The sequence below is a fragment of the Lwoffella lincolnii genome (genome assembly GCF_002014765.1).
In the GTDB taxonomy this organism is placed as follows: Bacteria; Pseudomonadota; Gammaproteobacteria; order Pseudomonadales; family Moraxellaceae; genus Psychrobacter; species Psychrobacter lincolnii.
Genome location: NZ_MUYT01000009.1, coordinates 76,732 through 100,465 on the forward strand (window position 1 = coordinate 76,732; position 23,734 = coordinate 100,465).

Below are 23,734 nucleotides of genomic sequence, written 5' to 3' on the forward strand. Positions count from 1 at the left end.
AAAGCGAAGGACCATCGATAATGACTAAACGTGGGCAGACCCAATCAACCAAATCTCAAACCAAAACCGTCAGTGGAACACGGCGTTATTGTGGGTGGGGTGGGGGCTTGGGTGTTTTTGTTAAGAACCCTGGGGTTGCTCTGATGCCATGTGTCCTTAGCATGGGTTTCAGCGTGAGTATGCTAAGTTTAGGCAGTTTGGTGGCTTTAAGTCTGATTACTCCAACGTTGGCACACGCCCAAGATGACATTGCCATTGTCCAAGCCAACAGCCTTGAAAACAACGGCTTTGAAGATGATATGGTTACCATCGGTCAGGTCAGCAAACAAAACCAAGTGATTAATGACGCTGTGTTGGGCAATGATGCCATTGGTAACGCCATCGGCACGGTTAGCGAAAGCTTTAGCAGACAATCGCAAGATAACACCACCCAAAGTAAAACCACCAATATCAATACCGCCACAGTCAATCATGGCATACCCAGACAATCCACCGCTCAAGCGGTTGAATCAGACAAACTTATCTTAAACGAGCCTGTGGTTGACCAAGCCAACATATTATCGGCACAAGAAAAACAACATCTAAGTCAACGCTTACGTGGCATTTATCAGCAAGGATTGGCACAAGCCGCCATTGTCATTATCCCCACCACCAACGGCACCCCAATGTTTAATTATGCGTTGCAAGTTGCCAATCGTTGGCAGTTGGGGGCAAAAGACACCGATGACGGACTGTTGATATTGGTGGCGATTAATGACCGTAATGTATATGTCTTATCTGGCTATGGGCTAGAAGGCGTTTTGCCTGATGCCATTAATAGTCGCATTATTCGTGAAGAGATTACCCCCAGATTTAAGCAAAGTGATTATGCAGGTGGGTTAAATGCAGCCCTTGACCGTATCGAAGAGCGACTCACCACTGATCCAGACATTTTGGCCCAAGCTGATGAACTGGCTTCTCGACGTGAACAATCACAAAGTGGCGTATCTGGCATCAACCCAATCGTGTTGTTCATCATTGGACTGTTCGCTGGCAACATCGTGACGGGTATTTTTGGGCGGTTTTTGGGTTCTGGACTGATATCAGGTGGTTTTTTCTTTATTTCCATGGCATTGGGCGGTGGCTTTATTCTGTCACTGATTTTGGCCATTTTCCTATGGATATTTTTGATGGGCAATGGTCATCATGGTGGCGGTCGTGGCGGTCGTGGTGGTGGCACGCCCATCATTGTGCCAGGTGGTTTTGGTGGTGGCAGTGGTGGTGGTTTTGGCGGTGGTGGCTTTGGCTCAGGTGGTTTTGGTGGCGGCGGCGGTGGTTTTGGTGGTGGTGGGGCAGGTGGTTCTTGGTAAAATGCTACATTATAATTTAAAGCCCAATTTAAAGCTCAATCGTTCATATTAAGCTGTTCAAATTAAGCAAGGCAAAATGACCATGACAATTCAGCAAAATCATCATATAGCCTCCCCCAACCAACGTGCAACAGCTGGGCAAGGTTTAACTCAGCCCAGTCTTGCACGTTGGTGGCGACAAGTGATATTTATCCCCATGTTACATGGTAAATGGCTCACCAATGACATAAAGGCTTACCTAAGCAAAAAAGTCACCGAAGCAGAAGTGGGTCATCGTGGTGAAGTGTTTCTCATCATCGAAAATCACTTACCTGTCAACATGGCATATCGCAGTAATTGCCGAGAGCGAGCCATTGGCCTATTTAGCGAGTATCGAGTTTGGGACACCGAAGAAAACACAGGCGTATTGGTGTATGTCAATGTGTGTGAGCATGACTTAGAAATCGTTGCTGACCGTGGTATTAACGCCCATGTTGGTCCAACCGTATGGCAAGCAATGTGCGACAAAGCCATTGCAGGGCTTGCTAAAGGTGATGTGCAAAATAGTTTAAGCGAACTGCTCGATGAAATTGGGCATCTGCTCAGACAACATTATCATCTTGAACATGACCCACAAGGTAATGAGCTGTCTGATATGGTGGTACATTTACGATAGGGGTTTTAACTTTTTAATAACCATTCCCTAAATCATTTTCCAATTTAATACCCCATTCTCAACTCTTTATAACTTATCGATTTTAAAAGGCTGAAAATTTAATGGCTTTTTAACCAAAAGTTATGAGCCTGGTATTTATAAGACTTAAAAAAAAGAGTTGAAAATCAGATAGTTTAATAAATTGCATGGTAAAAACTTTGTGACACAGCAAAATTACTGCATGACAAGGCTATGATAATTGTTGGTTATATCATGCGTTATAAGCATGACAAGCATCATGCTGATTAAATTTAATAGTAAAACCAATATCCAAAGCTTTTAAAATTCTCATCATTGTGTCCCAGCTAGGAGATGTTGTGCCATTGATTGTTTTGTATAGACTTTCACGATTTAAGCCAGTTAAGCGAGAAACTTCAGCAACGCCCTTTTTTTTCATTAAGTGACCGATAGCGGACACAAACAGGCGTTCATCAGCATCATTATAGCAGTCGTTGAGATAGTCTAAAATTTCATCATCTGTATCAAAATAATCAAAAACGTTAAATTCGGTTGGTGTTTTCATGTCATGCTCCATATTCTTTAGCAATGTCTTTAGCCTTTTTAATGTCATAATCTTGTGTTGTTTTATCACCGCCAAGTAGCAATAAAACAAGAGTTTCTTCTGTTTGCTGAAGGTAAATTCGAATACCGCCATGAGTGTGTATTCTTAATTCTATGATGCCATCGCCAACATGCTCAAAGTCACCAAAATGACCAAATACTTCAAGACGGTGTAACCTTGAAACAATAGACTTCTTAGCAATTGGATTTTTAACCCTTTTTAGCCATTTATTAAATTCATCGGTTTTCTTTAGCGTAAACATGTTAGCTCCTTAATGTATTTATTGTAGCTTTTAGGCTACAATAAATCAATAATCATTTGCCATAAATTGGGCATCAACCGACTGTTTAAATAATGGTTTTTCGCCATTAGCGTATTGCATGCACTCATCTAATGGCATGGGTATGTGTTGACCGCTTTGACTGTATGTTTTGCATTTACCACCAAAGCTAATGACATTGGCAGGCTGTGACTGCTGTTTGAGTTGGGCTAATTGCTGTTCAAGCTGGATTTTTTGAATTTCTTGATTGAGTTTATCTATGTCTGACTGAGTTTCTGTGGTTGTGATGATGGCTGGTGGATTGTCATCAATGATAGATTTGCTTTTTTATTTATTTCTATTAAATTTATTGAACTTCTTGTAAAACCTCAATTTTATTAGGTTCGGGTTTTTTACAAAAGCCTTATACAATAAGAATAATCCGATTGTTGCTCATTAGTTTTGCAGGAAGTCTATTATTATCAAATACTGGCATTTCTTATTAAAAGCAGGTATGCAAGAAAAGGCAGGCGAAATCTTGCAGATAAATCGCACAAGATTAGCAAGCTTCAAAAAAGGATACAGACAGCTCAATGATGATTTTATTCTAAGATTAGCAGAACTACTAAAACTGGACAAAGGCGAAACGCTCTATAAAGCCAAACTGGAGCTTGACCCAGAGAATGCACATTTATGGGAGTTTATGGTGTGCTCGGCGGGACTCGAACCCACGCCACAGGCTTCGGAGACCTGTACTCTATCCAGTTGAGCTACGAGCACATGAAATAACACAAAGAATGGATGTCAGATGGCTGTTACCAAAACAATGACCATCACCGCCATCACCATTATGGCAGATAAGGGCAGACAGTCTAACAAAAAAAAAGCAACTTGCCAACTTTACTCTGACTGGAAACCGACCAATAATCCTGACTAAATGTATTAAATGACACAAAATCATAAAAAACTGGGTGGTTTATAAAATTTTCTGTTAATCTTTCATGGCAATTTGGGGTCATTATCCCTTATAATGGTGGGGAAAAATAGGACGCACCCAAGATATTTCTACCAATCGTAATGTGCATCAACATTGTTTCACGTTGTTTTACGTTTGCAATGTTTTACGTTTACAAAATGAGAGACGTGACGAATGAAAAAAGTAGTTATGTTAACCACCGTTGCCGTATTGGCAATGTCTGGCATCGCCGTTAGCCAAGCAGAAGAAACCACCACTGACACAGTGGCGACAGCCAGCCAGCCAGCGGTTGCTGATGGCGTGGCTGATGAAGCCATGGCAACCGACACCATGGCCGTAGAGACTGCTGATGCCACCACAACACCAACCACCAAAGCTCAAGCAGACGCTGAGCCAAAAGCACAAATCCCCCAAGATACCCCTCAAGTTCAAAAGTTGATTGCTCTATACCCCAAACTTGTGGCACGCATTCAGCCTTATGGCAAAGTGTGTTTTGAAGGGGAAGACTGTGATGTCACCGTAACCGCAGCTGGGGCAGGCAATGCTGATGGCTCACCTCGTGATGGCAAAACTGTGTATAATGCTGTTTGCCACACTTGCCATACTGGCGGCCTGCTTGGTTCACCCAAATTGGGTGATGCAGGTGATTGGGGGGCTCGCATTGCCCAAGGCAATGACACCTTATATAAACATGCCATTGAAGGCTTTAACGCCATGCCTGCCAAGGGTGGAGCAGACATTCCTGATGAAGAAGTGCAGAACGCTGTGGACTATATGGTTAAAAGTGTCAGCTAACTTATTTTTTTGACTTATTAAAAACCTGTCTTGATTAAGCCACACCCCAAATATTAGACAACTTTTGGGGTGTTTTTGTTTTTGGCTAAATTTAAATCGCCATATTTATCCCCATATTGTATTAATGGCCATGTCAATCGCATGATAAGTAAAATCAAGCACAATAATGTCAATAATATTAAGCTTAATAATATTAAGCATAACCACAATAAAGGAACATGTCTTTATGACATCTGACCAACCACAAAACCAGCAACCAGCATTAAAAATCCAAAATTTATCAAAAACCTACCCCAACGGTTTTACTGCCTTAAAGGGCATCAATTTGACAGTACCTCAGGGTGGATTTTTTGCCTTACTTGGGGCGAATGGAGCAGGTAAATCCACCACCATAGGCATCATCAGCTCACTATTTAAGCCCACCTGTGGCAGAGTGGAAATATTTGGGGTGGATTTACTTACCAATCCAGGCCAAGCCAAGCAGTTTTTGGGGGTTGTGCCACAAGAGTTTAATTTTAACCAATTTGAAAAATGCCTTGATATTTTACTGTTACAAGCAGGGTATTTTGGCATTGGCAAACAAGACGCTTTACCACGAGCTGAGCAGTTGCTCAAAGCATTGGGATTGTGGGATAAAAAAGACACCAAAAGCCGTTCGCTCTCAGGCGGCATGAAACGCCGACTGATGATAGCCCGTGCCTTAATGCACCGCCCACGTTTGTTGATTCTGGATGAACCAACCGCAGGTGTGGATATTGAACTTCGCCGTTCGATGTGGGAGTTTATGCAACATATTAACGAGCAAGAAGGGACGACCATCATTTTAACCACCCACTATCTAGAAGAAGCCGAACAACTGTGTAAAAATATTGCCATTTTAGACCATGGTGAAATTCGCATTAACACGGATATGAAAAGCTTATTGGCAAGTCTTGATATGGAAAGTTTTGTATTGGATTTAACCACACCGCATGACAAAAAAATTGTGCTAAATCATGTGGTTAAAACCACCCAACCAGACCCATTAACATTAGAGGTAACGCTAAAAAAAGGGGAAAGTTTAAATGATGTGTTTGCTCAATTAGATGCACAGCAAGTTGATGTGGCAAGCATGCGAAATAAATCCAATCGGTTGGAAGAGTTGTTTTTAGGAATTGTGGAAAATAATTTAACGGAAAAATTAGAAAATTAGGTCTATAAAAAACCACATACCAAAATAGATTTAATGAGCATCGATTTAATGAATAGACATAGAGTTAACCATGAATTTACAACAGCAATGGGTTGCTTTTATTACCCTAGCCAGCAAAGAAATGAAACGCATTTTACGCATTTGGCCACAGACGCTTTTACCACCTGCCATTACCATGAGCTTGTATTTTATTATTTTTGGTAAAATGATTGGCTCTCGTGTTGGTGAGATGGGCGGTGTGCCTTATATGCAGTTCATCGTACCGGGGCTTATCATGATGGCGGTGATTACCAACAGCTATTCTAATGTGGTATCCAGTTTTTTTTCGACGAAGTTTCATGGCAGTATTGAAGAGATGCTGGTCAGTCCGATTTCTAAACACACGATTTTATTGGGATATGTCGCAGGTGGGCTGTTTCGTGGATTGGTGATTGGTTTCATAGTGACCATATTGGCGTTATTTTTTACCAAATTAAGCATGGTACATGCTTTTGTTACGGTGTTTACGGTGGTGATGACCTCAGTGTTATTTTCACTGGCAGGTATGATAAATGCGGTGTTTGCTCGTTCATTTGATGACATTTCTATCGTACCAAGTTTTGTGCTAACACCACTGACCTATTTGGGTGGGGTATTTTATTCGATGGAGAATTTGTCATCTTTTTGGCAAACGGTGTCATTGTTTAATCCGATTGTGTATATGGTTAATGCGTTTCGCTTTGGAATTTTGGGGCAGTCAGATGTTAATGTGTGTGGGTCGCTTTTGGCAATTGGGGGGTTTACGGCGATTTTTTATGCTGTGGCGTATTATTTGTTGAATGATGGGAAAAGGATACGGATTTAGTATGGCAACTGCCAAATGTGCGATAAATTTGGCTTTTGCCATTCAAAAAACGCTTGATAATATTCAAAAAAATCCAAAACCTGTATCAGGTGGCACAAACCAAAAACCAATCTGATTAAATTCTAAGAAAAGCCATCATTTTACGTTATAATACACCATAGTTTTCTGTTGACGACGAGAACCAAATCATCAACATTCTTACCTTTTTCCCCAATCGGTAAACCGATAATAAAATGAATCCTGTCATTAAATAAAAGCATAAACAATGAATACGAAACAAACCCCAGAAAACAGCCATTTGGGTCAATCCACCACCTACCCGAAAACCTACGCTCCTAATATTCTTTATCCCATTCCTCGGGCATTGGGACGCAAAAAGCTTGCTTTGCCTGCTGACCAATTAAGCTGTGGTACAGATTTTTGGCATGTATTTGAGCTGTCATGGCTTAACCCGCAAGGCATATCACAGGTGGCGATGGCTCGTCTTGCCATTCCTGCCACGTCTGAATATATCATTGAGTCAAAATCGCTGAAACTGTATTTTAACAGCTTAAATTTTAGCGAATTTAACAGTCAATCAGAGATACAAAATGTCATTGAAAAAGATTTATCAACATGTCTCAATGCTGATGTAACAATACAGATTTTTGATGTTAAAACGGCTGATAGTTTACCCATTAGTGAGCCACAAGGTGAGTGTGTTGATGATTTATTTGATGATTTTGCTGATGGCGGTCAAAAAATCACCATGACTCAAGATGTGGATAGTGGCTATTTGGCATTTGCCACCGATGGTCAAATGAGTAAGAAACAAATCTTTCACTCACATCTGCTTCGCTCAAACTGTCCTGTTACCAATCAACCCGACTGGGGTACAGTAGAGATTATGATTGATTGCCCATCGATTGATAAAGTAGGATTACTGACTTATATTTTAAGTTTTCGCAATCATAATGGCTTTCATGAACAATGTGTGGAACAGATTTTTAGTGATTTAACCCATGTGTTTTCACCCAAAAGCCTTGTGGTACGGGCATGGTACACACGCCGTGGTGGTATTGACATCAATCCGTGTCGGGCAAGTGATTTAAGTTTATTGCCAAAACCCAGTCGGTTGAATCGGCAGTAAACATAAACATAAAAATGAAAATGAAAAGACCAACGGTAAGTTGCTCTCTAAAAAAAGCCCTAACCTAATATGATGGGGTCTGATGAATTGTGTTGATAGGCTGTTTTGATAAATGGCTTTGGGCTTTGAGATAAATGGCTTTGATAAATATTGCTTTGATAAATATCGATAAATATCAAAGTTCAACACGCCCTAGCCATTAGCCTAAAACTTTTGCCAACACGTCATCATGACTCAGCAACTGTTTTTCACCATTGTCATTACCATGACCACGATAGACATATTCATATTGAGTTTGTTCTGGATATTCTTCGTTCATGTTGCGGGCAGACACCACAATGCGGTGGGGGATACCGACCAATTCTAAATCAGCAAATTTCACCCCAGGGCGTTCGTTGCGGTCATCAAGCAGGACGTTAACGCCTTGTTGCAAAAGTTCGTGATACAGCTCATTTGCCAGCACATTAACAGGGTCGTCATCATGATTGCCTTTGCCTTTTGCCAGTGGCACAATTGCCACATCAAACGGGGCGATAGAGTCGGCTTTATCAGGGGTGGCAGGCCAAATGATGCCATTGTCGTCATGGTTTTGTTCGATGGCAGCGGCGATGATGCGACTGACCCCAATGCCATAGCAACCCATCATTAAGGTAACAGGTTTGCCATCTTCGCCTGTCACGTTGCATCTCATCGCTTGCGAGTATTTATCCCCCAGTTGAAAGATATGCCCAACTTCGATGCCCCGTTTGATTTGGAGCGTGCCTTTGCCATCAGGTGATGGGTCGCCTTCAACCACATTACGAATGTCCACCACACGAGTGATTTGTGCGTCTCTATCCCAGTTCATTCCTGTGCTGTGGTGATCAGGTAGGTTTGCCCCACTGACAAAGTCGCTCAACACGGCAGCTGATCTGTCCACAAACACAGGCATGTCTAAGTCCACACCGATATAGCCTTTATGAAGACCTGCTGATTTGATGTCTTCTTCACTTGCCATGGTCAAAGGCGTGCTGACTTCGGCAATTTTTTCAGCTTTGATGTCATTTAAGGTGTGGTCACCTCTGAGTACCAACGCCACCAGTTGCGGTGCACCTTCAGCAGTTTGTCCTTTGACGATGAGCGTTTTGACAGTTTGTGCCAAATCAATGCCCAAATGACAAGCGACGGCTTCACACGTTGGCATGTTGGGTGTTGGGACGTTTTGTTTGTGTTGCGTGGCGGCAGGTCGCTCAGTGGTACAGATGGCTTCAGCAAGCTCAATATTGGCAGCAAAATCTGAACCGTTTGAAAATACGATGTCATCTTCACCGCTATCTGCCAACACTTGAAATTCATGTGATGCAAAGCCCCCAATCGAACCAGTATCAGCTTGTACCGCACGAAAGTTCAACCCCAAACGGGTAAAAATGTTGCCATAGGCACGGTACATGTCTTGATAAGTATCCGCCAATGATGCTTGGTCAATGTGAAATGAATACGCATCTTTCATGGTGAATTCACGAGCACGCATGATGCCAAAGCGAGGGCGGATTTCATCACGGAACTTACTTTGAATTTGGTAAAAGGTAATAGGCAACTGTTTATAACTGCGTAACTGGTTGCGAGCGATGTCGGTAATGACCTCTTCATGTGTCGGACCCAGCACAAAATCACGCTCATGACGATCTTTAAATCTGAGCAATTCAGCCCCATAATCATCAAAGCGTCCTGATTCTTGCCATAACTCAGCAGGTTGAGTCATTGGCATAAGCAATTCTTGAGCATTGATGGCATTCATCTCTTCACGCACGATGCTCTCAACCTTATGTAACACCCTAAGACCCATCGGTAGCCACACATACAGCCCTGATGCCAGCTTACGAATCAGACCTGCTCTGACCATCAGCTGACTGGAGACAATATCAGCATCGCTTGGTGTCTCTTTTAATGTGGCAAATAAAAATTGACTGGCTTTCATATCAGTGGCTCACAAATAAAATAAATAAAGGGAACAATAAATAAAAGGAATAAATAAGTTAGCGACCATAAACTGGCTAACCAAACCCATCAATGCCATGTCAATCAATGGTATGTAAACTGAGCAGATTACGCAATGTTTTTTTATCAGTTTACCGATATTTTAACTGTCTTTGATTGCTTTTTGTCTTTGATGACTGGTATCGTTAAATTGACTGACATTGTTAAATTGCCTAATAAGTCTTGATAAAAAGGAAATAACCTTCATGACACACCCCTTAACTGAACAAACCAACAGCAAAAAACCCACCCAATGGATAGGCATTTTATTGCTCATGGTGGGTTTTTTGGGCATGGCATTGATGGCGTGGCAACTTTTTAAGCCAACCCAACCCAACCCGGTCGAAGCCATCAGTCGTGATGGCGTGGTCAGCCAAATCCAACAACTTAATCGCCTACAAACGGTTGCTTACAGCGTGGACACCGTGATTACCAGTGAAAAGCAAGGCACATGGTATAGCCTTTGGCAGGATAAACAAAAGGGTCTGTTCATCGCTCACGGCCGTGTTAATGCAGGCGTGGATTTGGCAAAGCTAACCCCCCAAATGATTACGCTTAATCCCATCGTACCAGAAGTCAGCGACTCCCAAGCCAATCACAACCAAATTGCCAATCAAGTAACCAGCCTAGACAATGCCAACATTCACATCACCTTGCCACCTGCCCAAATTTTTGATGTCTATCTTGATGACATTGAACTATATGACTGGAAAACAGGTGTGTTTGGTATGCTACAAGCCGACCCAGCCATTCTCAAAGAAGCCCAATCTGTGGGTAAAAGCCAAGTACTCAAGCAAGCTTGTCAAGGTGGCATTTTAAAGCTGGCAACCGATAACGCCAAAGTGCAAGTGGAACAACTGTTTGAAATGACTGGAGCAAGGGTAACCGTGGCGGTCAGCCCAAGTCAGTCTTGTTAAGATTCATTAACGTTAATCAAAAATGTGTTTCATCACAATTTGTGTGACTGAATTTGTATGACTGAATTTGTATGACTGTGCTTTAACATTCATGGTATTATCCTGCTGATGCCATGATGCTTTGTAAATGGCGATTTGTAAATGACGGTTTGGATTAGTGGGCAAATATATTGCTTGACAGGTATGGTATTATTGCCTTATCTGCTTTAAACTTGAAAGACTACAAAAATATTAAGCAAAAAATACAAAACATAAGTCATGTTCATGCTTTTATCTGCTAACTGACTGTTTTTTGGCATTTTATCATGTTTGATATTTTGTCAAGCTTGGTATTTTGTCAAAATAATCATCATAATATGATGGTATGATGACAGTTTGGCAAAATTAACACCATCATTCTGATGCCATCATGCCTAAGCTTAATGTTATATTTCTTATTAAGGCTTATTAAGCTGGTATTCATAAAATGATGTCATTGCATTTGCAAGCAAATCATGTATTTGGAGACGCAACATGTCTAGCCTTTCGGCAAATAATCAAGGAAATCTTAAGCACGTCATGCGGACGGCTTTGGTGGGTATCAAGCCAGCAGACCAAGTTATTTTAAAGGGTTATTTAAGAGTCCTACTAAGGTTGGAAGTGGATTTGGAATGGGTATCTGCCAATCATCCTGATGTGGATTTGTTCTTTATCAGTCATGAATTTAAACATGCTGATAACGTCATCAAGTTGCTTGCCAAGCAAGGGCGAAAACCTGCCTTATATATTAAACGTTCTGCCAATGAAGAAGGGACATTGGTTGGCGATGAACTGTCCTTGCCACTCAAAAAAATGGACGTGTTGAATCAGTGGTTATATTCTCATGTGGCGTTATTGGGGGCGACTGCCACACGAAACACCCACACACAAAATACGCCCAGCAACCAATCAACACAGACTGAGCAAACCAGTCAAACGCCAATCCAGCTGACAAACCCAGTTCAATCATCAACCGCTCAATCATCAACCACTGATACTCACCAAGCCATACCCACTCACCAAGCCCTTATTCGCTTTATTGAAGCCATTCACCAACCACAAGCAGACAAACAACATATTGTGCTTGCAGGTGATATTGTCGCCACCGTGGATACCAAGCGACAGATTGTTTGGCAACGTGATGCCAATATTGCCAATATCCACGCTTTATTTGCTGACAATCTGACCACGATTGATTTGGTGACTGCTAAAGATGAACCAACAGGGCAACCAACTGACCTAAAACAATGGCTGTGGGACAACGCATGGGCAAAAATTGACAGCCTAACCCCTTTAATTAGCCAGTCAGCCACCTTTGCTTTACGCTATTGGGTTAAGCCAAGCCATGGCGTGGAGCGTCGAGATTTGTTACGCATCATGACTGCCATGGAGCATGGTCAAAATGGCGTTGTTGACATTGCTGATATGGCAGGCACATCGCCCATGGTTACCAAACAAGTACTGGCAGGACTGTTGTTTGCAGGTTATTTGGATAAATCCGCTTATGACAACTTAGCCGTTTTAGCCGTTGCCCCATCTGTCAGCTCGCCAACCAACACATCAGCCACACCTTCTCAGAGCGTTGATGGCATTGATGCCAAAGCATCACCACTTGATGCCATATTGTCACAACGAGCGTTAGGCATGCCACCCAAACCCCAACCAGCATCAACCATTACTCCGACGTCTCAACAGACCGCTCAACCAGCCAAATCTGATGCACCAGAGAAGAAAGAGAAGATGGGCTTTTTATCAAAATTGCGTCGTAAATTGGGTCTGTAACGATTAATAATCGCATGTGATAAATTTTGGACATTTTTTGGTCATTTACTGACATTCTGCCTTATTTTTATGGTATCTTTATTTTTAAATTTTACATTTAATAGGTAATATTGTATGCAACGTCTTAAAATCGTCTTTAGCGGTCCTATGGGGGCGGGCAAAACACAGGCCATCGCCAGTTTATCTGACATTCCTGTGGTGTCTACTGAAGTAAAAAATACTGACCTTGATCAGCACACCAAGGCATTAACGACTGTGGGCATGGATTATGGTAAGCTAACCTTAGAAGGGGGCAGCAGTATTGGTTTGTATGGCACGCCAGGGCAAGAGCGATTTAACTTTATTTGGCCCATTTTATCGCAAGGGGCTTTGGGCGTGGTGATTTTGATTGACCATTCATCTGAAGATTCTGTCAAAGAGTTAGAGAACTATATCAACACATTTAAATCCATTTATGATGGGCGTATTGTCATTGGCATCAGCCAAATCGATAAAAAACCTGAGCGTGATTTTGCCATTTATCGAGCATGGATGGATAAACATGGTGTGAATTTGCCAATCTACCCTGTGGACATGCGTGTCAAAGATGATGTGCTGTTGTTGGTTGAGACCATCATTGCATCGCTTGAGCAATCTTAGTTGCCATCTAATATGGTTGCCATCAAGTACGGTTGCAATCAAACACAGGCATGAATGAAATGCAGTTATAAATACAGTCATCAATCAACCCCATTTGTTATTGCCAGCGTTTATCTGAGATAAGTTTTGTGTGTTTGTGGTAATTTATTTGTGGTCATGAGGTCTCATATTGTGAGTTTTTGTAAATTATATTATGATTACCATCAATGGTGAGTTAGCTTTCTAAAGCTCTGTTTAACTGGCTCTGTTTAACCAATATCAATCGGGAATACTTATAATGAGTGACAAACTGTTTAAATCTGACTCTAATCGCATTAAACCTTCTGATAAATTTATCTCTGCTTCTAAAGAGGTGCTAAATAGCTTGGTGCATTCCACCAGCGGCATAGAAGGTGTGCTACTTGCCACCACTGATGGCTTTGAAGTCAGCTCAATCTTTCATAACAAATATGACGGTGGTAAACTGTCAGCTGTTGGCAGTTCTATATTGGCATTGGTACAAGCCTTGGTCAATGAAGCTCATTTAACTGGCTGTCGTAGTGTTATCTTAGATGCTGAAAATGGCAAAATCATGATTAGTGCTGTGGCAAACGAAAACCAACCCATGATTGCCATTGTGTTAACCAAACAACAGGTATTGTTGGGTCAGGTCATGCACGGCATGAATAAAGCCATGTCACAATTGATTGAGCTGGATAAACAATATAATACCAGCACTTAACCAAAAGTGCTTAAACGCTTAATTAAAAGCACTTAATTGACCATTCAATCAACCATCAAATCAACCATCAAACGTGTCATGGTTGTTAACATATGCCTGTGGTTTGGTTTATGATATGGTCAGTCTGATGATGGCTGATAAACATAAGCGATTGGCAAAGCCAGTCGCTTTTTTTATGATTGTTTAGATGAGATATGGATTGTGGGGATATTGCGATATGAACGCTTTTGGTGGTGCTAAGAATGCAAGCACAAGGGTTTCAAGTACAAGGGCTTCAAGCACAAGGGGTTTAAATACAAGACCTGCCATAAAATTCTGTGGCTTAACGCAAGCACAAGATGTTGCCAATGCTGTTAAGCTTGGTGTAGATGCCATTGGTTTGGTGTTTTATCCACCAAGCCCCCGAGCGGTTACGGTAGAGCAAGCAATAAAGCTTGTTAAAGCCATACCTGTCTTTACCACCGTTGTGGCGTTGGTGGTGAATTTGTCTGAGCAAGAACTGGTGGCATTGGCTGAGCAAGTGCCATTTGATGTGATACAGTTTCATGGCGATGAATCACCTTTGATGTGTCAGCAGATGGCAAAGCATGTCGGTAAACGCTGGATAAAAGCCATTCGGGTACGTGAAGAGGACGATGAAGTCAGTATCTTGTTAAAAATCAATGAGTTGTATGACCATGGTGCAAGTGGGGTACTGCTGGATTTGTACCACCCTGATAAATTTGGGGGTACAGGTGAGCGGTTTGATTGGGGCAAATTGCCAAAGAATTCACCGTTACCGATGATTTTGGCAGGGGGACTGACGGCAGACAATGTGGCTCAAACTTGTGAATTACCAATTTATAGCGTTGATGTCAGTGGCGGGATTGAAAGTCAAAAAGGGGTGAAAGATTTGGAGAAAATGATGGATTTTATCAAAAAATTAACTGGCAGATAACAACATTACTGATGTGTGTCGTTGCTGACGTGTGTCGTCATTTTTTGACTAAGTTTAGATTTAGAACAATGTCTATGGACTAATCACTTATGTACTAGTATAATATAACGATAAATCGATAGATAAATCAACAATGACCACAAGGAAAATCCAGTATGAACATCTTAATCACAGGTGTAACATCAGGTTTTGGTAAAGCAATCGCAGAATTATTCATCAGCAAAGGTCATACCGTCATTGGCACAGGCAGACGACAAGCCAAATTAGATGCCTTAAAAGCACAATTTGGCGACTGTTTCATTCCGCTTGCCTTTGACATCGCTGATGTGTCAGCAACCATGACCGCACTTGCCACTTTGCCAACTGACCTGCTGACCAACATTGATGTGTTGGTCAATAATGCAGGGCTGGCGTTAGGGCTTGAACCTGCTGATAAAGCTGATTTTGCTGACTGGCAACAGATGATTAACACCAATATCTTGGGTTTGGCTCACTTAACTTATGCCATTTTGCCACATATGACTGCCAAAAATAGCGGTTATGTCATCAACATTGGCTCAACTGCAGGTAATTATCCATACTTTGGGGCAAATGTGTACGGAGCAACCAAAGCATTTGTCAAACAGTTTGGCTTAAACTTACGAGCTGATTTGGTGGGCAAAAAAGTGCGAGTGACTAACTTAGAGCCGGGGTTGTGTGGTGATACGGAGTTTAGTAATGTCCGTTTTAAAGGCGATGATGACAAAGCCAAAACCGTGTATGATGGCATCTTATTCATCAAACCAAGCGACATCGCCAACATCGTGGCGTGGCTTGTTGAGCAACCAGAGCATATCAATATCAACACACTGGAAGTGATGCCAACCGCTCAAACCTTTGCAGGATTAAAGGTGGTTAAGGATTTGTGATTTAAGCAATAACGATGCAAGCAACCCAAATTTTACCCAAAAAATTGAAAATTCGGTGCTGTTAACTTTTAATAAATAAAAATTCTAGCAAAATTGCCAACAAATTTAATATAACCAATTAATGATTGTAGGAAAACCAATGAACACTAAAAACCCAATCACCATGACAGACTTTACCCAATTTCCAGACTCCAGTGGACACTTTGGTGTGCATGGCGGTCGATTTGTCTCTGAAACTTTGATGCAAGCCATCGAAGAATTAGAAGTCATATATACCAAAGCCAAAGCTGACCCACAATTTTGGCAAGCGTTTCAACAAGATTTGGTTGACTATGTTGGCAGACCCACGCCGTTATACCTTGCCAAACGGCTAAGTGAAGAAAATGGCGGTGCAAAAATTTATCTTAAACGTGAAGACTTAAATCACACAGGGGCGCATAAGGTTAATAATACCATTGGTCAAGCTTTACTTGCCAAGATGGTGGGCAAAAGACGCATCATCGCTGAGACAGGGGCAGGACAGCATGGTGTTGCGACCGCCACCATTGCTGCACGGCTTGGTTTAGAATGTGTGGTGTATATGGGCAGTCATGATGTTGAGCGACAAAAAATGAATGTCTATCGCATGCGACTGCTTGGGGCGACAGTTGTGCCTGTGACATCTGGTTCAAAGACCCTAAAAGACGCCATGAATGAAGCCATGCGAGATTGGGTAGCCAATGTGGATAGCACCTATTATGTCATCGGTACGGTGGCAGGACCGCACCCATATCCACAGTTGGTACGTGACTTTCAAGCCATCATTGGGCGAGAAGCCAGACGCCAACACCTAGAAAAAGAAAATAAACTGCCTGATGCCTTGGTGGCATGCGTTGGTGGCGGCAGTAACGCCATTGGGCTGTTTTATGAGTTTTTAAACGACCTTGATGTGGCGATTTATGGGGTAGAAGCGGCAGGCGAGGGCATTCAGACAGGCAGACATTCTGCCCCACTGAATGCAGGGCGTGTTGGGGTATTGCACGGCAATCGCACCTATCTGATGGCAGATGATGATGGGCAAATTCTTGAAACCCACAGCATATCGGCAGGTTTGGATTATCCGGGGGTTGGTCCTGAACACAGTTTTTTAAAAGATGTTGACCGGGTTAACTATGTTGCCATCACTGATGATGAAGCCATGAATGCCTTTGGGCAACTGACCCAAAAAGAGGGCATCATTCCTGCTTTAGAAAGCTCTCATGCGGTTGCTTATGCCCTAAAACTTGCCAAAAGCATGACACCTGAGCAGTCCATCATTGTCAATCTGTCTGGGCGTGGGGATAAAGACTTGCACACAGTCATGGCGTATGAAGGGATTGAGTTGTGAGTCTTTTGGTCATATTAATTGGTTATATAAAGCCATTTGGTAACATATTTGGTTACATAAAGACACATAGTTTTACGTCTTATGTCTACCGCTTGTCAGCAAATGTCAGTAAGCTGACACAGGTTAGCTGATTTATCAATATTATGTTTATTCATTCATTTATGTGTCAATGGAAGGAAATCATCATGGAACGCAAAGACCCCACCAATTTGGACGACATCAATCATTATGAAGGTCGTAAATATCAACCTAAGATAGATGGACCAGCACAAGAGTCGCAAGAAACCGATGAAATTTATGCTGACCCAAGAGACAATGAAAATTTGCCACCTGCAGGGGTTAACGCAGGTGAACTTAAGGTGGATAATTTAAGTAAGCTTAAGTAAGCCAAATCAGTCAGGCAACAAAATAATTGATAATAAAGGAAAACCATGACCAACACGCCCAGTAATAAAACACTAAATAGACAGGCATCAGACAGACAAGATGTTGAGCCAAGCACCGACATTCAAGCCAATCTTGAGACCAACATCAAAGGCTCAAAAATCTTAGATGCAGACACCAACCCACTACCGCATGTTAACGATGGTGATAACGTTGCTCGTCAACCTGACCGCCGTGATCAACAAGGACAGGCATTTGATGGGGGTGTGAATGATGAAAACCTAAAAACAACCACTGAACTGGGTGAACCACGTTTGGCATCTGATGACATCACAGATAACAACAAATACACCAATGCACAAAACGCCCAGCATCGTTCGCTATGACCCCAAAAGCGGAGTTATATTTAGCCCCAAATGTGTTGCGTGTTGCGTCCAAATCTTAAAATTCTTAAAATCCTAAAACCTTAAAACCCTAAATTGACAGCATTTGGGGTTTTGTTTAGGTTTGGGTTTGGTCTTTTTTAGATTGGCATGCCACTTAGATTGGTATGCCACTATGAAAGCGTAATTCATCATCAGGGGTGCTTATCAGCTCAGCTTCCACTTCACGAAAAAAAGCCACCCTGTCGCTAATGTCTTTATGACTTATCGCATTTGTCGTTGTGTTTGCCATTGCATTTGCCAGTGCCAAATAATCTTCGTAATGACGGCTTTCGGACTTAAGCAAATGGCGGTAATATCTTGCCAATCGCTCATCTTCTACGACTTGTGCCAAAGCCGCAAACCGCTCACATGAACGAGCTTCAATAAATGCGCCAATAATCAACACATCAATCATGGCAGCAGGTTCATGGGTGCGTTTGTGTTTAAGCATGCCTTTGGCGTAACGTCCTGCTGGCAGATGCGACCAAGACAGCCCTCGTTCTGCCATCAGTGCCAACACTTGTTCATAATGCAACATCTCTTCTCGGATAAGCTGTGCCAGTTTTTTTTGTAACTCGGTATTAAATTCATACTGAAAAATCAAATTCATCGCCGTACCAGCGGCTTTTTTTTCACAATTGGCATGGTCTTGTAAGATTAGGGGCAGGTTATGACAGGCAGCGGTTAACCAAGCAGATGAGGTGCGACAGCCCAAAAATGCCAGAATGCCACTGATGTCAGCTGAGGTGGTGGCATTACTGTTGTTATGGTTGCTGTTGCCATGGTTATTGTTGTCATGGTCGCTGTTGTGGTCGTTTTTCGTCATGATATTTTTCGGTATGATGTTGTTTGCCATGATGTTGTTCGCTAAGGCTTCATCAGCAGGGCAAAAAGATGTGGACGGCATAATTAACCTTAAAGATGACAATAAAAAATGATGAAAGCAAAAAATAATAAAAACAAAAACAGTATTGTAGCAAATATCAAGCATGCTTATCACAAAAAACAAGCCGTTAGCGGGTATCTAGAATGCCATTGTGTCGGGCATGTCTGCTGTTGCTGGCATGCCTTTTATTGGCCATTTGCTTGATGCAACATGACCATCAAGGCAAATATGCGTCTTAGTCATAAAATTTTTTGGTAAAAAATGACCCAAATAATAAAAAAAATGTTGCAAATTGTGTCAAAGTTGTTATTCTTATGGGTGAGTATGAGTTTGGTTAAAGATGTTGCTTATATGATGCCAAGTTAAGCACCTGATCTGACATAAGTGCTTTCCTTTTGTGATTTTATGACCAACAATCTGATGACATGACGTTGCCATGCTCTGTTCAATGTAAACCTTAATTTAGGCCTTTAATTTAGACCATGGTGGTCTAGTCATAGATTGCCAACTGGGCGTTAGCTTATTAGAGCAGCCCATCACTAAAAAATGTCATATAAAGTGGAGAGACCCATGAAAAAACTACTTTTAGCGTCAGCTGTTGCTGCTCTATCTGTATCTGCTGCTAACGCAGCACCCACCGTTTACGGTAAAGCGTATTTGACTGTTGATGCCAGCAATGCTAAAGCAACTTCTAAGTCAGGTCTTGTACAGACCAAAGAAGACACCAATGAAAAAGGTCTTAATTCAAACAGCTCACGCATTGGTCTAAAAGGCTCAGAAGCATTGACCGCCAATACTGATGTGGTTTATCAGCTTGAGTATGGTGTTGCCATTGATAATGGTGCAAAAGAACAAAAACAGTTCACATCTCGTGATACTTACCTAGGTCTTGCTCATAAAGAATACGGCACATTATTGGCTGGTCGCTTAACCACCATTGATAATAATGTTGATTTTGCCAGAGTGTTGGAAGGTAATAACGTGGGCGACATCGTTCCTAGTTTTGATGGCCCACGTGTCAACAATGCCTTTGCCTATGTATCACCTGAATACAATGGTGTTCAGTTCTTAGGCATGTATGCTTTTGATTCAGACACTGATAAAGGTGGTCTTGCCAAAGATGACCAGTTTGGTGTGGGTGCAACTTATAGCACAGGTCCTATCAATGCAGGTGCCACTTATATTCACTACGGTGATGACAACCACATTCGTCTGTCTGGTAACTATGCTGTTTCTCCAGCATTGACTGTGGGTGCTTTATATCAAATTTCAAAATTTGGCGTTGCTGCTAAAAACCAAAAAGCCAGTCCTTTGTTTGATGGCAATGTAGGCGATAAAAAAGAAAATACCCTTATTGTCAGTGGTGAAATGAAAACCGCCACCCCATGGACAGCCTACGGTCAAGTGGCTTTGATTAAAAATGCCGCTGGTTTTGATGATAAGTCAATGGGTATCGGTGTTGGCGGTAAATATGCCTTTAATAAAGCCACCACAGGTCATGTCTACACTGGCTATGTCAACAGCGAACGTAAAAATGCTATCATCAACAATAGCCAATACGACAGCACTAAAAACACTGGCTTTGGTGTCGGTGCTGGTGTCGAATACAGATTCTAATCTGGTCCACTTGCTAATCAGCTAACGTGCTAAAGTTAGCTGGTAAAAGTCAGCAAACAAAAATCCACGTCAATTGGCGTGGATTTTTTTTATGTGAGTTTTTGGCTGATTTTTATAGATAAATCTAGTAAAATTTGCCTTTACCGATTGAATGTGATTCTTATTATGATGGATAAAAAAACTGATACGAATATGACTAAATTTATCTTTGTCACAGGTGGCGTGGTGTCATCATTGGGTAAGGGCATTACTGCCGCATCGTTAGCCGCTGTGCTAGAAGCCCGTGGGCTAAGGGTTACCATGACTAAGATGGACCCTTACATTAACGTTGACCCCGGTACCATGAGCCCTTTTCAACACGGTGAGGTTTTTGTTACCCAAGATGGGGCAGAGACTGACCTTGATTTGGGCTATTATGAGCGGTTTTTGCGTCATTCTAAAATGAGCAAAAGCAATAACTTTACCAGTGGGCGTATTTATCAGACGGTGCTTAATAAAGAGCGTCGTGGGGACTATTTGGGCGGTACGGTGCAGGTCATTCCCCACATCACTGATGAAATTAAGCATCGTATCCATGCCAGTGCTCAAGGGCATGATATTGCCATCATAGAGATTGGCGGTACAGTCGGTGATATTGAAAGCTTGCCATTTATGGAAGCGGTGCGTCAGATGATGGTTGAGCTGGGGCGTGGGCGTGCCATGCTGATGCACCTAACGCTTGTACCGTATATCTCCAGTGCTGGTGAAACCAAAACCAAACCCACACAGCACTCGGTCAAAGAGTTGCGTTCCATTGGGTTACAGCCTGATGTGCTGATATGTCGCAGTGAGCATCTTATCAGTCAAGACAATCGCCGTAAGATTGCTTTGTTTACCAATGTAGAAGAGCGTGCGGTTATTTTATGCCCTGATGCGGATACCATTTATCAAATACCACGCATGTTGTATGAACAGGATTTAGATGACCTGATATGCGAACGTTTCACCATTCAAGCTCCTGAAGCTGATTTGTCTGATTGGGACACAGTGGTTGATGCTTTGCTCAATGCTGATGGTGAGGTCAATATTTATATGGTGGGTAAATATGTGGAGCTACCAGATGCTTATAAATCCATCAACGAAGCTTTGCTACATGCGGGCATTAAACACCGAACCCATGTCAACATTCACTATATTGATGCTGAACGACTACAGACAGATGATGACTTACTGGCACAGTTAAAACTGGCCGATGGCATTTTAGTGCCTGGGGGCTTTGGTGAGCGTGGTACAGTTGGTAAAATGAAAGCCATTACTTATGCCAGAGAAAATAACGTGCCATATTTGGGCATTTGTTTGGGCATGCAGTTGGCGGTGATTGAATACGCTCGTCATGTTCTGGGGCTAAATGCCAATTCCAGTGAGTTTGACCGTAAGAGTGCTGAACCAATCATTGGCTTGATTACCGAATGGATGGATGAGCGTGGTGAGTTACAAATTCGTCATGACGACTCTGACCTTGGCGGCACAATGCGATTGGGTGAACAAAAGGCTACGTTGGTTGCTGACAGCAAACTAAAACAAATCTATGGCACACACACCATTAACGAGCGTCATCGTCATCGCTATGAGATGAATAATCGCTATATTGAGCCATTGGAGCAGGCAGGCATGAAAATCTCTGGCTATTCTGCAAAGCAACATTTGGTGGAAGCGGTGGAGATTAGTGAGCATCCTTGGTTTGTGGCGGTGCAATTTCACCCTGAATTTACCAGCTCACCCCGAGACGGACATCCTTTGTTTAACAGCTTTTTGGCGGCAGCAAAACAGCATAAAAGATAAAAATCAGCAGAACAAAAAGTGTTGACAAGCAAAAAATATGCGATATAATGGTCAGCCACAAACGCGGGAATAGCTCAGTTGGTAGAGCACGACCTTGCCAAGGTCGGGGTCGCGAGTTCGAATCTCGTTTCCCGCTCCAAATGCTAAAAATCCTAACCTAAATGGTTAGGCTTTTTTATTTGTGCTTTTTATGTTTTGCAATTAAGTGGCTCGGAAGAGTTTTGCTCGCTCTGTTTTCGCCATCTGGCTCTGCTTCCACTGACTGGGCAAGGGCTTTGGCGACAAAGTTGCCATTGGACAGCCTTTTGTTAATTGGGGTGTGGGGTGGGGTTATTCACCTGACATTGAGACGGTGGTGGTGGCTCATTGTGGGGTGTTTGGGGTGGCGAAAACATTAATTAGCCCTTCCCCATCGCTTGCTTAGTCGCTTCTATCTTTTTATCGGCGTACAAGACCACATCTTTTATTACAAGTTTTTGTATGGCAGAGATGAGCAACGCCATATAGTCGTAGTTGGGTGCGTTGTTTTGGGAGGGAAGAAAAATGTTTAATTCGTCTGCATCTTTTGCATAAAAATTACGAGCATAACTAAACTTACCAGCATAAGAAGATTTATGAATAGCCGTTGTGGTAAATATAGAGGTGTGTTTGTTTAATTTTTCTGTATGAACAACAGCTATATGGTCATCACCTCCATAATCATAATTACGATATTTAGCTGAACCAAACATATCAATCGTAGTGGTATTTTTACTAAATACTTCTACCTCATTTCCGATATATGCAGAAATACCTGTATCTGCTTCTCCTGCCGTAACAAATGGCAAATTCCCCGTTATTCTATCAGCACTTTTTAAACGCTTTCCACGAGTTGATTTCCCAAATAGTTTTTTAAGATTAAACTCTCCCCACTGCACTTTACCATTTTCAAAATCGGCAAGAGCCTGTTGCTCAGCAAACGTAAGCGTATAATCTTTTAAACCTGTAACTAAGAGATACGCCTCGAGCTGCGAGAGGCGGAACGCCTCGAGCTGCGAGATAAAATTTTCCATAAAATCAAAATCAATTTCGCCATTTTTGGTGGGAAGAGAGATTTTGGTGTTCCCAATTTTAGCCCAAGAACACATATTCTCATAACCAAATCCATATTTCAAAAAATGAAATGAATTTGCCATAAACAGCCCCTGCTTTTGAGTCATTTCAAAAAGTGGTTTTAAAGAAAAAACTCTTGCGTGAGTAACCATCTTATATTGAAATTGGCGATAAAAAGCATTACCAAACATATCAATAGTTATGGTATTTTTATCAAAAATTTTCGCATCTACATCCGTTTTTCCTAAAATACCATTATTACTCAATCCTGCTGTTATTACATAATTACCAACTCCATTTATATGTTCTTTTTTAATATCAAAATTTCCATTAAAACTTTCAAACAAATCTCCAATTCTAAATTCTCCCCACTTAACTTGTTGGAGCTCTTGTGTTAAGTGGGTT

At 41.9% G+C, this 23,734-nt stretch carries 22 protein-coding genes, 2 tRNA genes and 1 pseudogene; 19 read left to right on the forward strand and 6 right to left on the reverse strand.

Annotated features, from left to right (window positions below):
* Positions 1-20 precede the first annotated feature (20 nt).
* Together B0682_RS07525 and B0682_RS07530 are read left to right on the forward strand one after the other, a co-directional pair.
* The gene (locus B0682_RS07525; RefSeq protein ID WP_240494926.1) at positions 21-1,349 is read left to right on the forward strand and encodes a TPM domain-containing protein; all 1,329 of its coding nucleotides are present in this window, start codon (positions 21-23) and stop codon (positions 1,347-1,349) included.
* An 82-nt stretch (positions 1,350-1,431) separates the two neighbouring features.
* Positions 1,432-2,004, forward strand: a complete 573-nt coding sequence (locus B0682_RS07530) for a TPM domain-containing protein (protein ID WP_078307960.1) — start codon at positions 1,432-1,434, stop codon at positions 2,002-2,004.
* A gap of 250 nt (positions 2,005-2,254) precedes the next feature.
* On the opposite strand, the gene B0682_RS07535 is transcribed toward B0682_RS07530, so the two are convergent.
* The 3 genes from B0682_RS07535 to B0682_RS07545 all read right to left on the reverse strand — a co-directional run bounded on the left by B0682_RS07535 (position 2,255) and on the right by B0682_RS07545 (position 3,644).
* Positions 2,255-2,566: an addiction module antidote protein gene (locus tag B0682_RS07535; protein WP_078307961.1), complete on the reverse strand. Its 312-nt coding sequence runs from the start codon at positions 2,564-2,566 to the stop codon at positions 2,255-2,257.
* Between the two features lies 1 nt (position 2,567).
* Positions 2,568-2,867, reverse strand: a complete 300-nt coding sequence (locus tag B0682_RS07540; protein ID WP_078307881.1) for a type II toxin-antitoxin system RelE/ParE family toxin — start codon at positions 2,865-2,867, stop codon at positions 2,568-2,570.
* Positions 2,868-3,568: 701 nt separating this feature from the next.
* Positions 3,569-3,644: transfer RNA gene (locus B0682_RS07545), tRNA-Arg, on the reverse strand.
* A 28-nt stretch (positions 3,645-3,672) separates the two neighbouring features.
* On the opposite strand from B0682_RS07545, the gene B0682_RS09720 reads away from it, so the two are divergent.
* From B0682_RS09720 to queF, 5 genes are all read left to right on the forward strand, one after another.
* Complete coding sequence (locus B0682_RS09720; protein WP_276206634.1) at positions 3,673-3,801, forward strand: hypothetical protein; 129 nt, start codon at positions 3,673-3,675, stop codon at positions 3,799-3,801.
* 213 nt (positions 3,802-4,014) lie between these two features.
* Positions 4,015-4,635, forward strand: a complete 621-nt coding sequence (locus B0682_RS07550; RefSeq protein ID WP_078307882.1) for a c-type cytochrome — start codon at positions 4,015-4,017, stop codon at positions 4,633-4,635.
* A gap of 226 nt (positions 4,636-4,861) precedes the next feature.
* Positions 4,862-5,827 carry an ABC transporter ATP-binding protein gene (locus tag B0682_RS07555; protein WP_078307884.1) on the forward strand — a complete coding sequence of 322 codons (966 nt, stop codon included), beginning with the start codon at positions 4,862-4,864 and terminating at the stop codon, positions 5,825-5,827.
* A 70-nt stretch (positions 5,828-5,897) separates the two neighbouring features.
* Positions 5,898-6,671, forward strand: coding sequence for an ABC transporter permease (locus B0682_RS07560; RefSeq protein WP_078307886.1), 774 nt, complete (start codon positions 5,898-5,900; stop codon positions 6,669-6,671).
* 265 nt (positions 6,672-6,936) lie between these two features.
* Complete coding sequence (queF, locus tag B0682_RS07565; RefSeq protein ID WP_078307887.1) at positions 6,937-7,800, forward strand: NADPH-dependent 7-cyano-7-deazaguanine reductase QueF; 864 nt, start codon at positions 6,937-6,939, stop codon at positions 7,798-7,800.
* Between the two features lie 199 nt (positions 7,801-7,999).
* Here queF and B0682_RS07570 read toward each other — a convergent pair whose 3' ends face one another.
* Complete coding sequence (locus B0682_RS07570; RefSeq protein ID WP_078307889.1) at positions 8,000-9,757, reverse strand: proline--tRNA ligase; 1,758 nt, start codon at positions 9,755-9,757, stop codon at positions 8,000-8,002.
* A gap of 265 nt (positions 9,758-10,022) precedes the next feature.
* On the opposite strand from B0682_RS07570, the gene B0682_RS07575 reads away from it, so the two are divergent.
* The 9 genes from B0682_RS07575 to B0682_RS07615 all read left to right on the forward strand — a co-directional run bounded on the left by B0682_RS07575 (position 10,023) and on the right by B0682_RS07615 (position 17,874).
* A complete protein-coding gene (locus B0682_RS07575) occupies positions 10,023-10,733 on the forward strand; it encodes a DUF4230 domain-containing protein (protein WP_078307890.1) in 711 nt (236 codons plus the stop codon).
* Between the two features lie 513 nt (positions 10,734-11,246).
* Positions 11,247-12,533, forward strand: coding sequence for a hypothetical protein (locus B0682_RS07580; RefSeq protein WP_143823323.1), 1,287 nt, complete (start codon positions 11,247-11,249; stop codon positions 12,531-12,533).
* Between the two features lie 114 nt (positions 12,534-12,647).
* Positions 12,648-13,172, forward strand: coding sequence for a GTP-binding protein (locus tag B0682_RS07585; RefSeq protein WP_078307893.1), 525 nt, complete (start codon positions 12,648-12,650; stop codon positions 13,170-13,172).
* 277 nt (positions 13,173-13,449) lie between these two features.
* Positions 13,450-13,893, forward strand: a complete 444-nt coding sequence (locus tag B0682_RS07590) for a roadblock/LC7 domain-containing protein (RefSeq protein WP_078307895.1) — start codon at positions 13,450-13,452, stop codon at positions 13,891-13,893.
* 217 nt (positions 13,894-14,110) lie between these two features.
* Positions 14,111-14,830 carry a phosphoribosylanthranilate isomerase gene (locus B0682_RS07595; protein WP_078307897.1) on the forward strand — a complete coding sequence of 240 codons (720 nt, stop codon included), beginning with the start codon at positions 14,111-14,113 and terminating at the stop codon, positions 14,828-14,830.
* A 155-nt stretch (positions 14,831-14,985) separates the two neighbouring features.
* Entirely contained in the window at positions 14,986-15,738 is a 753-nt protein-coding gene (locus B0682_RS07600) for an SDR family NAD(P)-dependent oxidoreductase (protein WP_078307900.1), read from the forward strand.
* Between the two features lie 163 nt (positions 15,739-15,901).
* Entirely contained in the window at positions 15,902-17,104 is a 1,203-nt protein-coding gene (gene trpB, locus B0682_RS07605) for a tryptophan synthase subunit beta (protein WP_411350812.1), read from the forward strand.
* Between the two features lie 185 nt (positions 17,105-17,289).
* On the forward strand, positions 17,290-17,490 hold the full coding sequence (locus B0682_RS07610) for a hypothetical protein (protein WP_078307905.1): 201 nt from the start codon (positions 17,290-17,292) through the stop codon (positions 17,488-17,490).
* Between the two features lie 45 nt (positions 17,491-17,535).
* The gene (locus tag B0682_RS07615; protein ID WP_078307907.1) at positions 17,536-17,874 is read left to right on the forward strand and encodes a hypothetical protein; all 339 of its coding nucleotides are present in this window, start codon (positions 17,536-17,538) and stop codon (positions 17,872-17,874) included.
* A 154-nt stretch (positions 17,875-18,028) separates the two neighbouring features.
* Here B0682_RS07615 and B0682_RS07620 read toward each other — a convergent pair whose 3' ends face one another.
* On the reverse strand, positions 18,029-18,820 hold the full coding sequence (locus tag B0682_RS07620; RefSeq protein ID WP_240494927.1) for a MiaE family protein: 792 nt from the start codon (positions 18,818-18,820) through the stop codon (positions 18,029-18,031).
* Between the two features lie 549 nt (positions 18,821-19,369).
* Here B0682_RS07620 and B0682_RS07625 point away from each other — a divergent pair.
* The 3 genes from B0682_RS07625 (at position 19,370) to B0682_RS07635 (ending at position 22,376) form a co-directional block, all read left to right on the forward strand.
* Positions 19,370-20,416 (forward strand): porin, encoded by a 1,047-nt coding sequence (locus B0682_RS07625; RefSeq protein WP_078307909.1) that lies wholly within the window; start codon positions 19,370-19,372, stop codon positions 20,414-20,416.
* 192 nt (positions 20,417-20,608) lie between these two features.
* Positions 20,609-22,237, forward strand: coding sequence for a CTP synthase (locus B0682_RS07630; RefSeq protein ID WP_078307964.1), 1,629 nt, complete (start codon positions 20,609-20,611; stop codon positions 22,235-22,237).
* A 63-nt stretch (positions 22,238-22,300) separates the two neighbouring features.
* Positions 22,301-22,376: transfer RNA gene (locus tag B0682_RS07635), tRNA-Gly, on the forward strand.
* Between the two features lie 259 nt (positions 22,377-22,635).
* Here B0682_RS07635 and B0682_RS07640 read toward each other — a convergent pair.
* A pseudogene (locus tag B0682_RS07640) lies at positions 22,636-23,694 on the reverse strand (restriction endonuclease subunit S); the annotation flags it as partial.
* Between the last annotated feature and the right edge of the window lie 40 nt (positions 23,695-23,734).

What these genes read in the sequence shown, in the direction of transcription:
- B0682_RS09720 (WP_276206634.1), top strand. Translation starts at nt 3,673, where the DNA reads ATGGCTGTTACCAAAACAATGACCATCACCGCCATCACCATTATGGCA.
- B0682_RS07595 (WP_078307897.1), top strand. Translation starts at nt 14,111, where the DNA reads ATGAACGCTTTTGGTGGTGCTAAGAATGCAAGCACAAGGGTTTCAAGT.
- B0682_RS07555 (WP_078307884.1), top strand. Translation starts at nt 4,862, where the DNA reads ATGACATCTGACCAACCACAAAACCAGCAACCAGCATTAAAAATCCAA.
- B0682_RS07610 (WP_078307905.1), top strand. Translation starts at nt 17,290, where the DNA reads ATGGAACGCAAAGACCCCACCAATTTGGACGACATCAATCATTATGAA.
- B0682_RS07600 (WP_078307900.1), top strand. Translation starts at nt 14,986, where the DNA reads ATGAACATCTTAATCACAGGTGTAACATCAGGTTTTGGTAAAGCAATC.
- B0682_RS07540 (WP_078307881.1), bottom strand. Translation starts at nt 2,867, where the DNA reads ATGTTTACGCTAAAGAAAACCGATGAATTTAATAAATGGCTAAAAAGG.
- B0682_RS07535 (WP_078307961.1), bottom strand. Translation starts at nt 2,566, where the DNA reads ATGAAAACACCAACCGAATTTAACGTTTTTGATTATTTTGATACAGAT.
- B0682_RS07625 (WP_078307909.1), top strand. Translation starts at nt 19,370, where the DNA reads ATGAAAAAACTACTTTTAGCGTCAGCTGTTGCTGCTCTATCTGTATCT.
- B0682_RS07530 (WP_078307960.1), top strand. Translation starts at nt 1,432, where the DNA reads ATGACAATTCAGCAAAATCATCATATAGCCTCCCCCAACCAACGTGCA.
- B0682_RS07630 (WP_078307964.1), top strand. Translation starts at nt 20,609, where the DNA reads ATGACTAAATTTATCTTTGTCACAGGTGGCGTGGTGTCATCATTGGGT.
- B0682_RS07585 (WP_078307893.1), top strand. Translation starts at nt 12,648, where the DNA reads ATGCAACGTCTTAAAATCGTCTTTAGCGGTCCTATGGGGGCGGGCAAA.
- B0682_RS07560 (WP_078307886.1), top strand. Translation starts at nt 5,898, where the DNA reads ATGAATTTACAACAGCAATGGGTTGCTTTTATTACCCTAGCCAGCAAA.
- B0682_RS07570 (WP_078307889.1), bottom strand. Translation starts at nt 9,757, where the DNA reads ATGAAAGCCAGTCAATTTTTATTTGCCACATTAAAAGAGACACCAAGC.
- B0682_RS07525 (WP_240494926.1), top strand. Translation starts at nt 21, where the DNA reads ATGACTAAACGTGGGCAGACCCAATCAACCAAATCTCAAACCAAAACC.
- B0682_RS07550 (WP_078307882.1), top strand. Translation starts at nt 4,015, where the DNA reads ATGAAAAAAGTAGTTATGTTAACCACCGTTGCCGTATTGGCAATGTCT.
- B0682_RS07590 (WP_078307895.1), top strand. Translation starts at nt 13,450, where the DNA reads ATGAGTGACAAACTGTTTAAATCTGACTCTAATCGCATTAAACCTTCT.
- B0682_RS07575 (WP_078307890.1), top strand. Translation starts at nt 10,023, where the DNA reads ATGACACACCCCTTAACTGAACAAACCAACAGCAAAAAACCCACCCAA.
- B0682_RS07620 (WP_240494927.1), bottom strand. Translation starts at nt 18,820, where the DNA reads ATGCCGTCCACATCTTTTTGCCCTGCTGATGAAGCCTTAGCGAACAAC.
- B0682_RS07580 (WP_143823323.1), top strand. Translation starts at nt 11,247, where the DNA reads ATGTCTAGCCTTTCGGCAAATAATCAAGGAAATCTTAAGCACGTCATG.
- queF (WP_078307887.1), top strand. Translation starts at nt 6,937, where the DNA reads ATGAATACGAAACAAACCCCAGAAAACAGCCATTTGGGTCAATCCACC.
- trpB (WP_411350812.1), top strand. Translation starts at nt 15,902, where the DNA reads ATGACAGACTTTACCCAATTTCCAGACTCCAGTGGACACTTTGGTGTG.
- B0682_RS07615 (WP_078307907.1), top strand. Translation starts at nt 17,536, where the DNA reads ATGACCAACACGCCCAGTAATAAAACACTAAATAGACAGGCATCAGAC.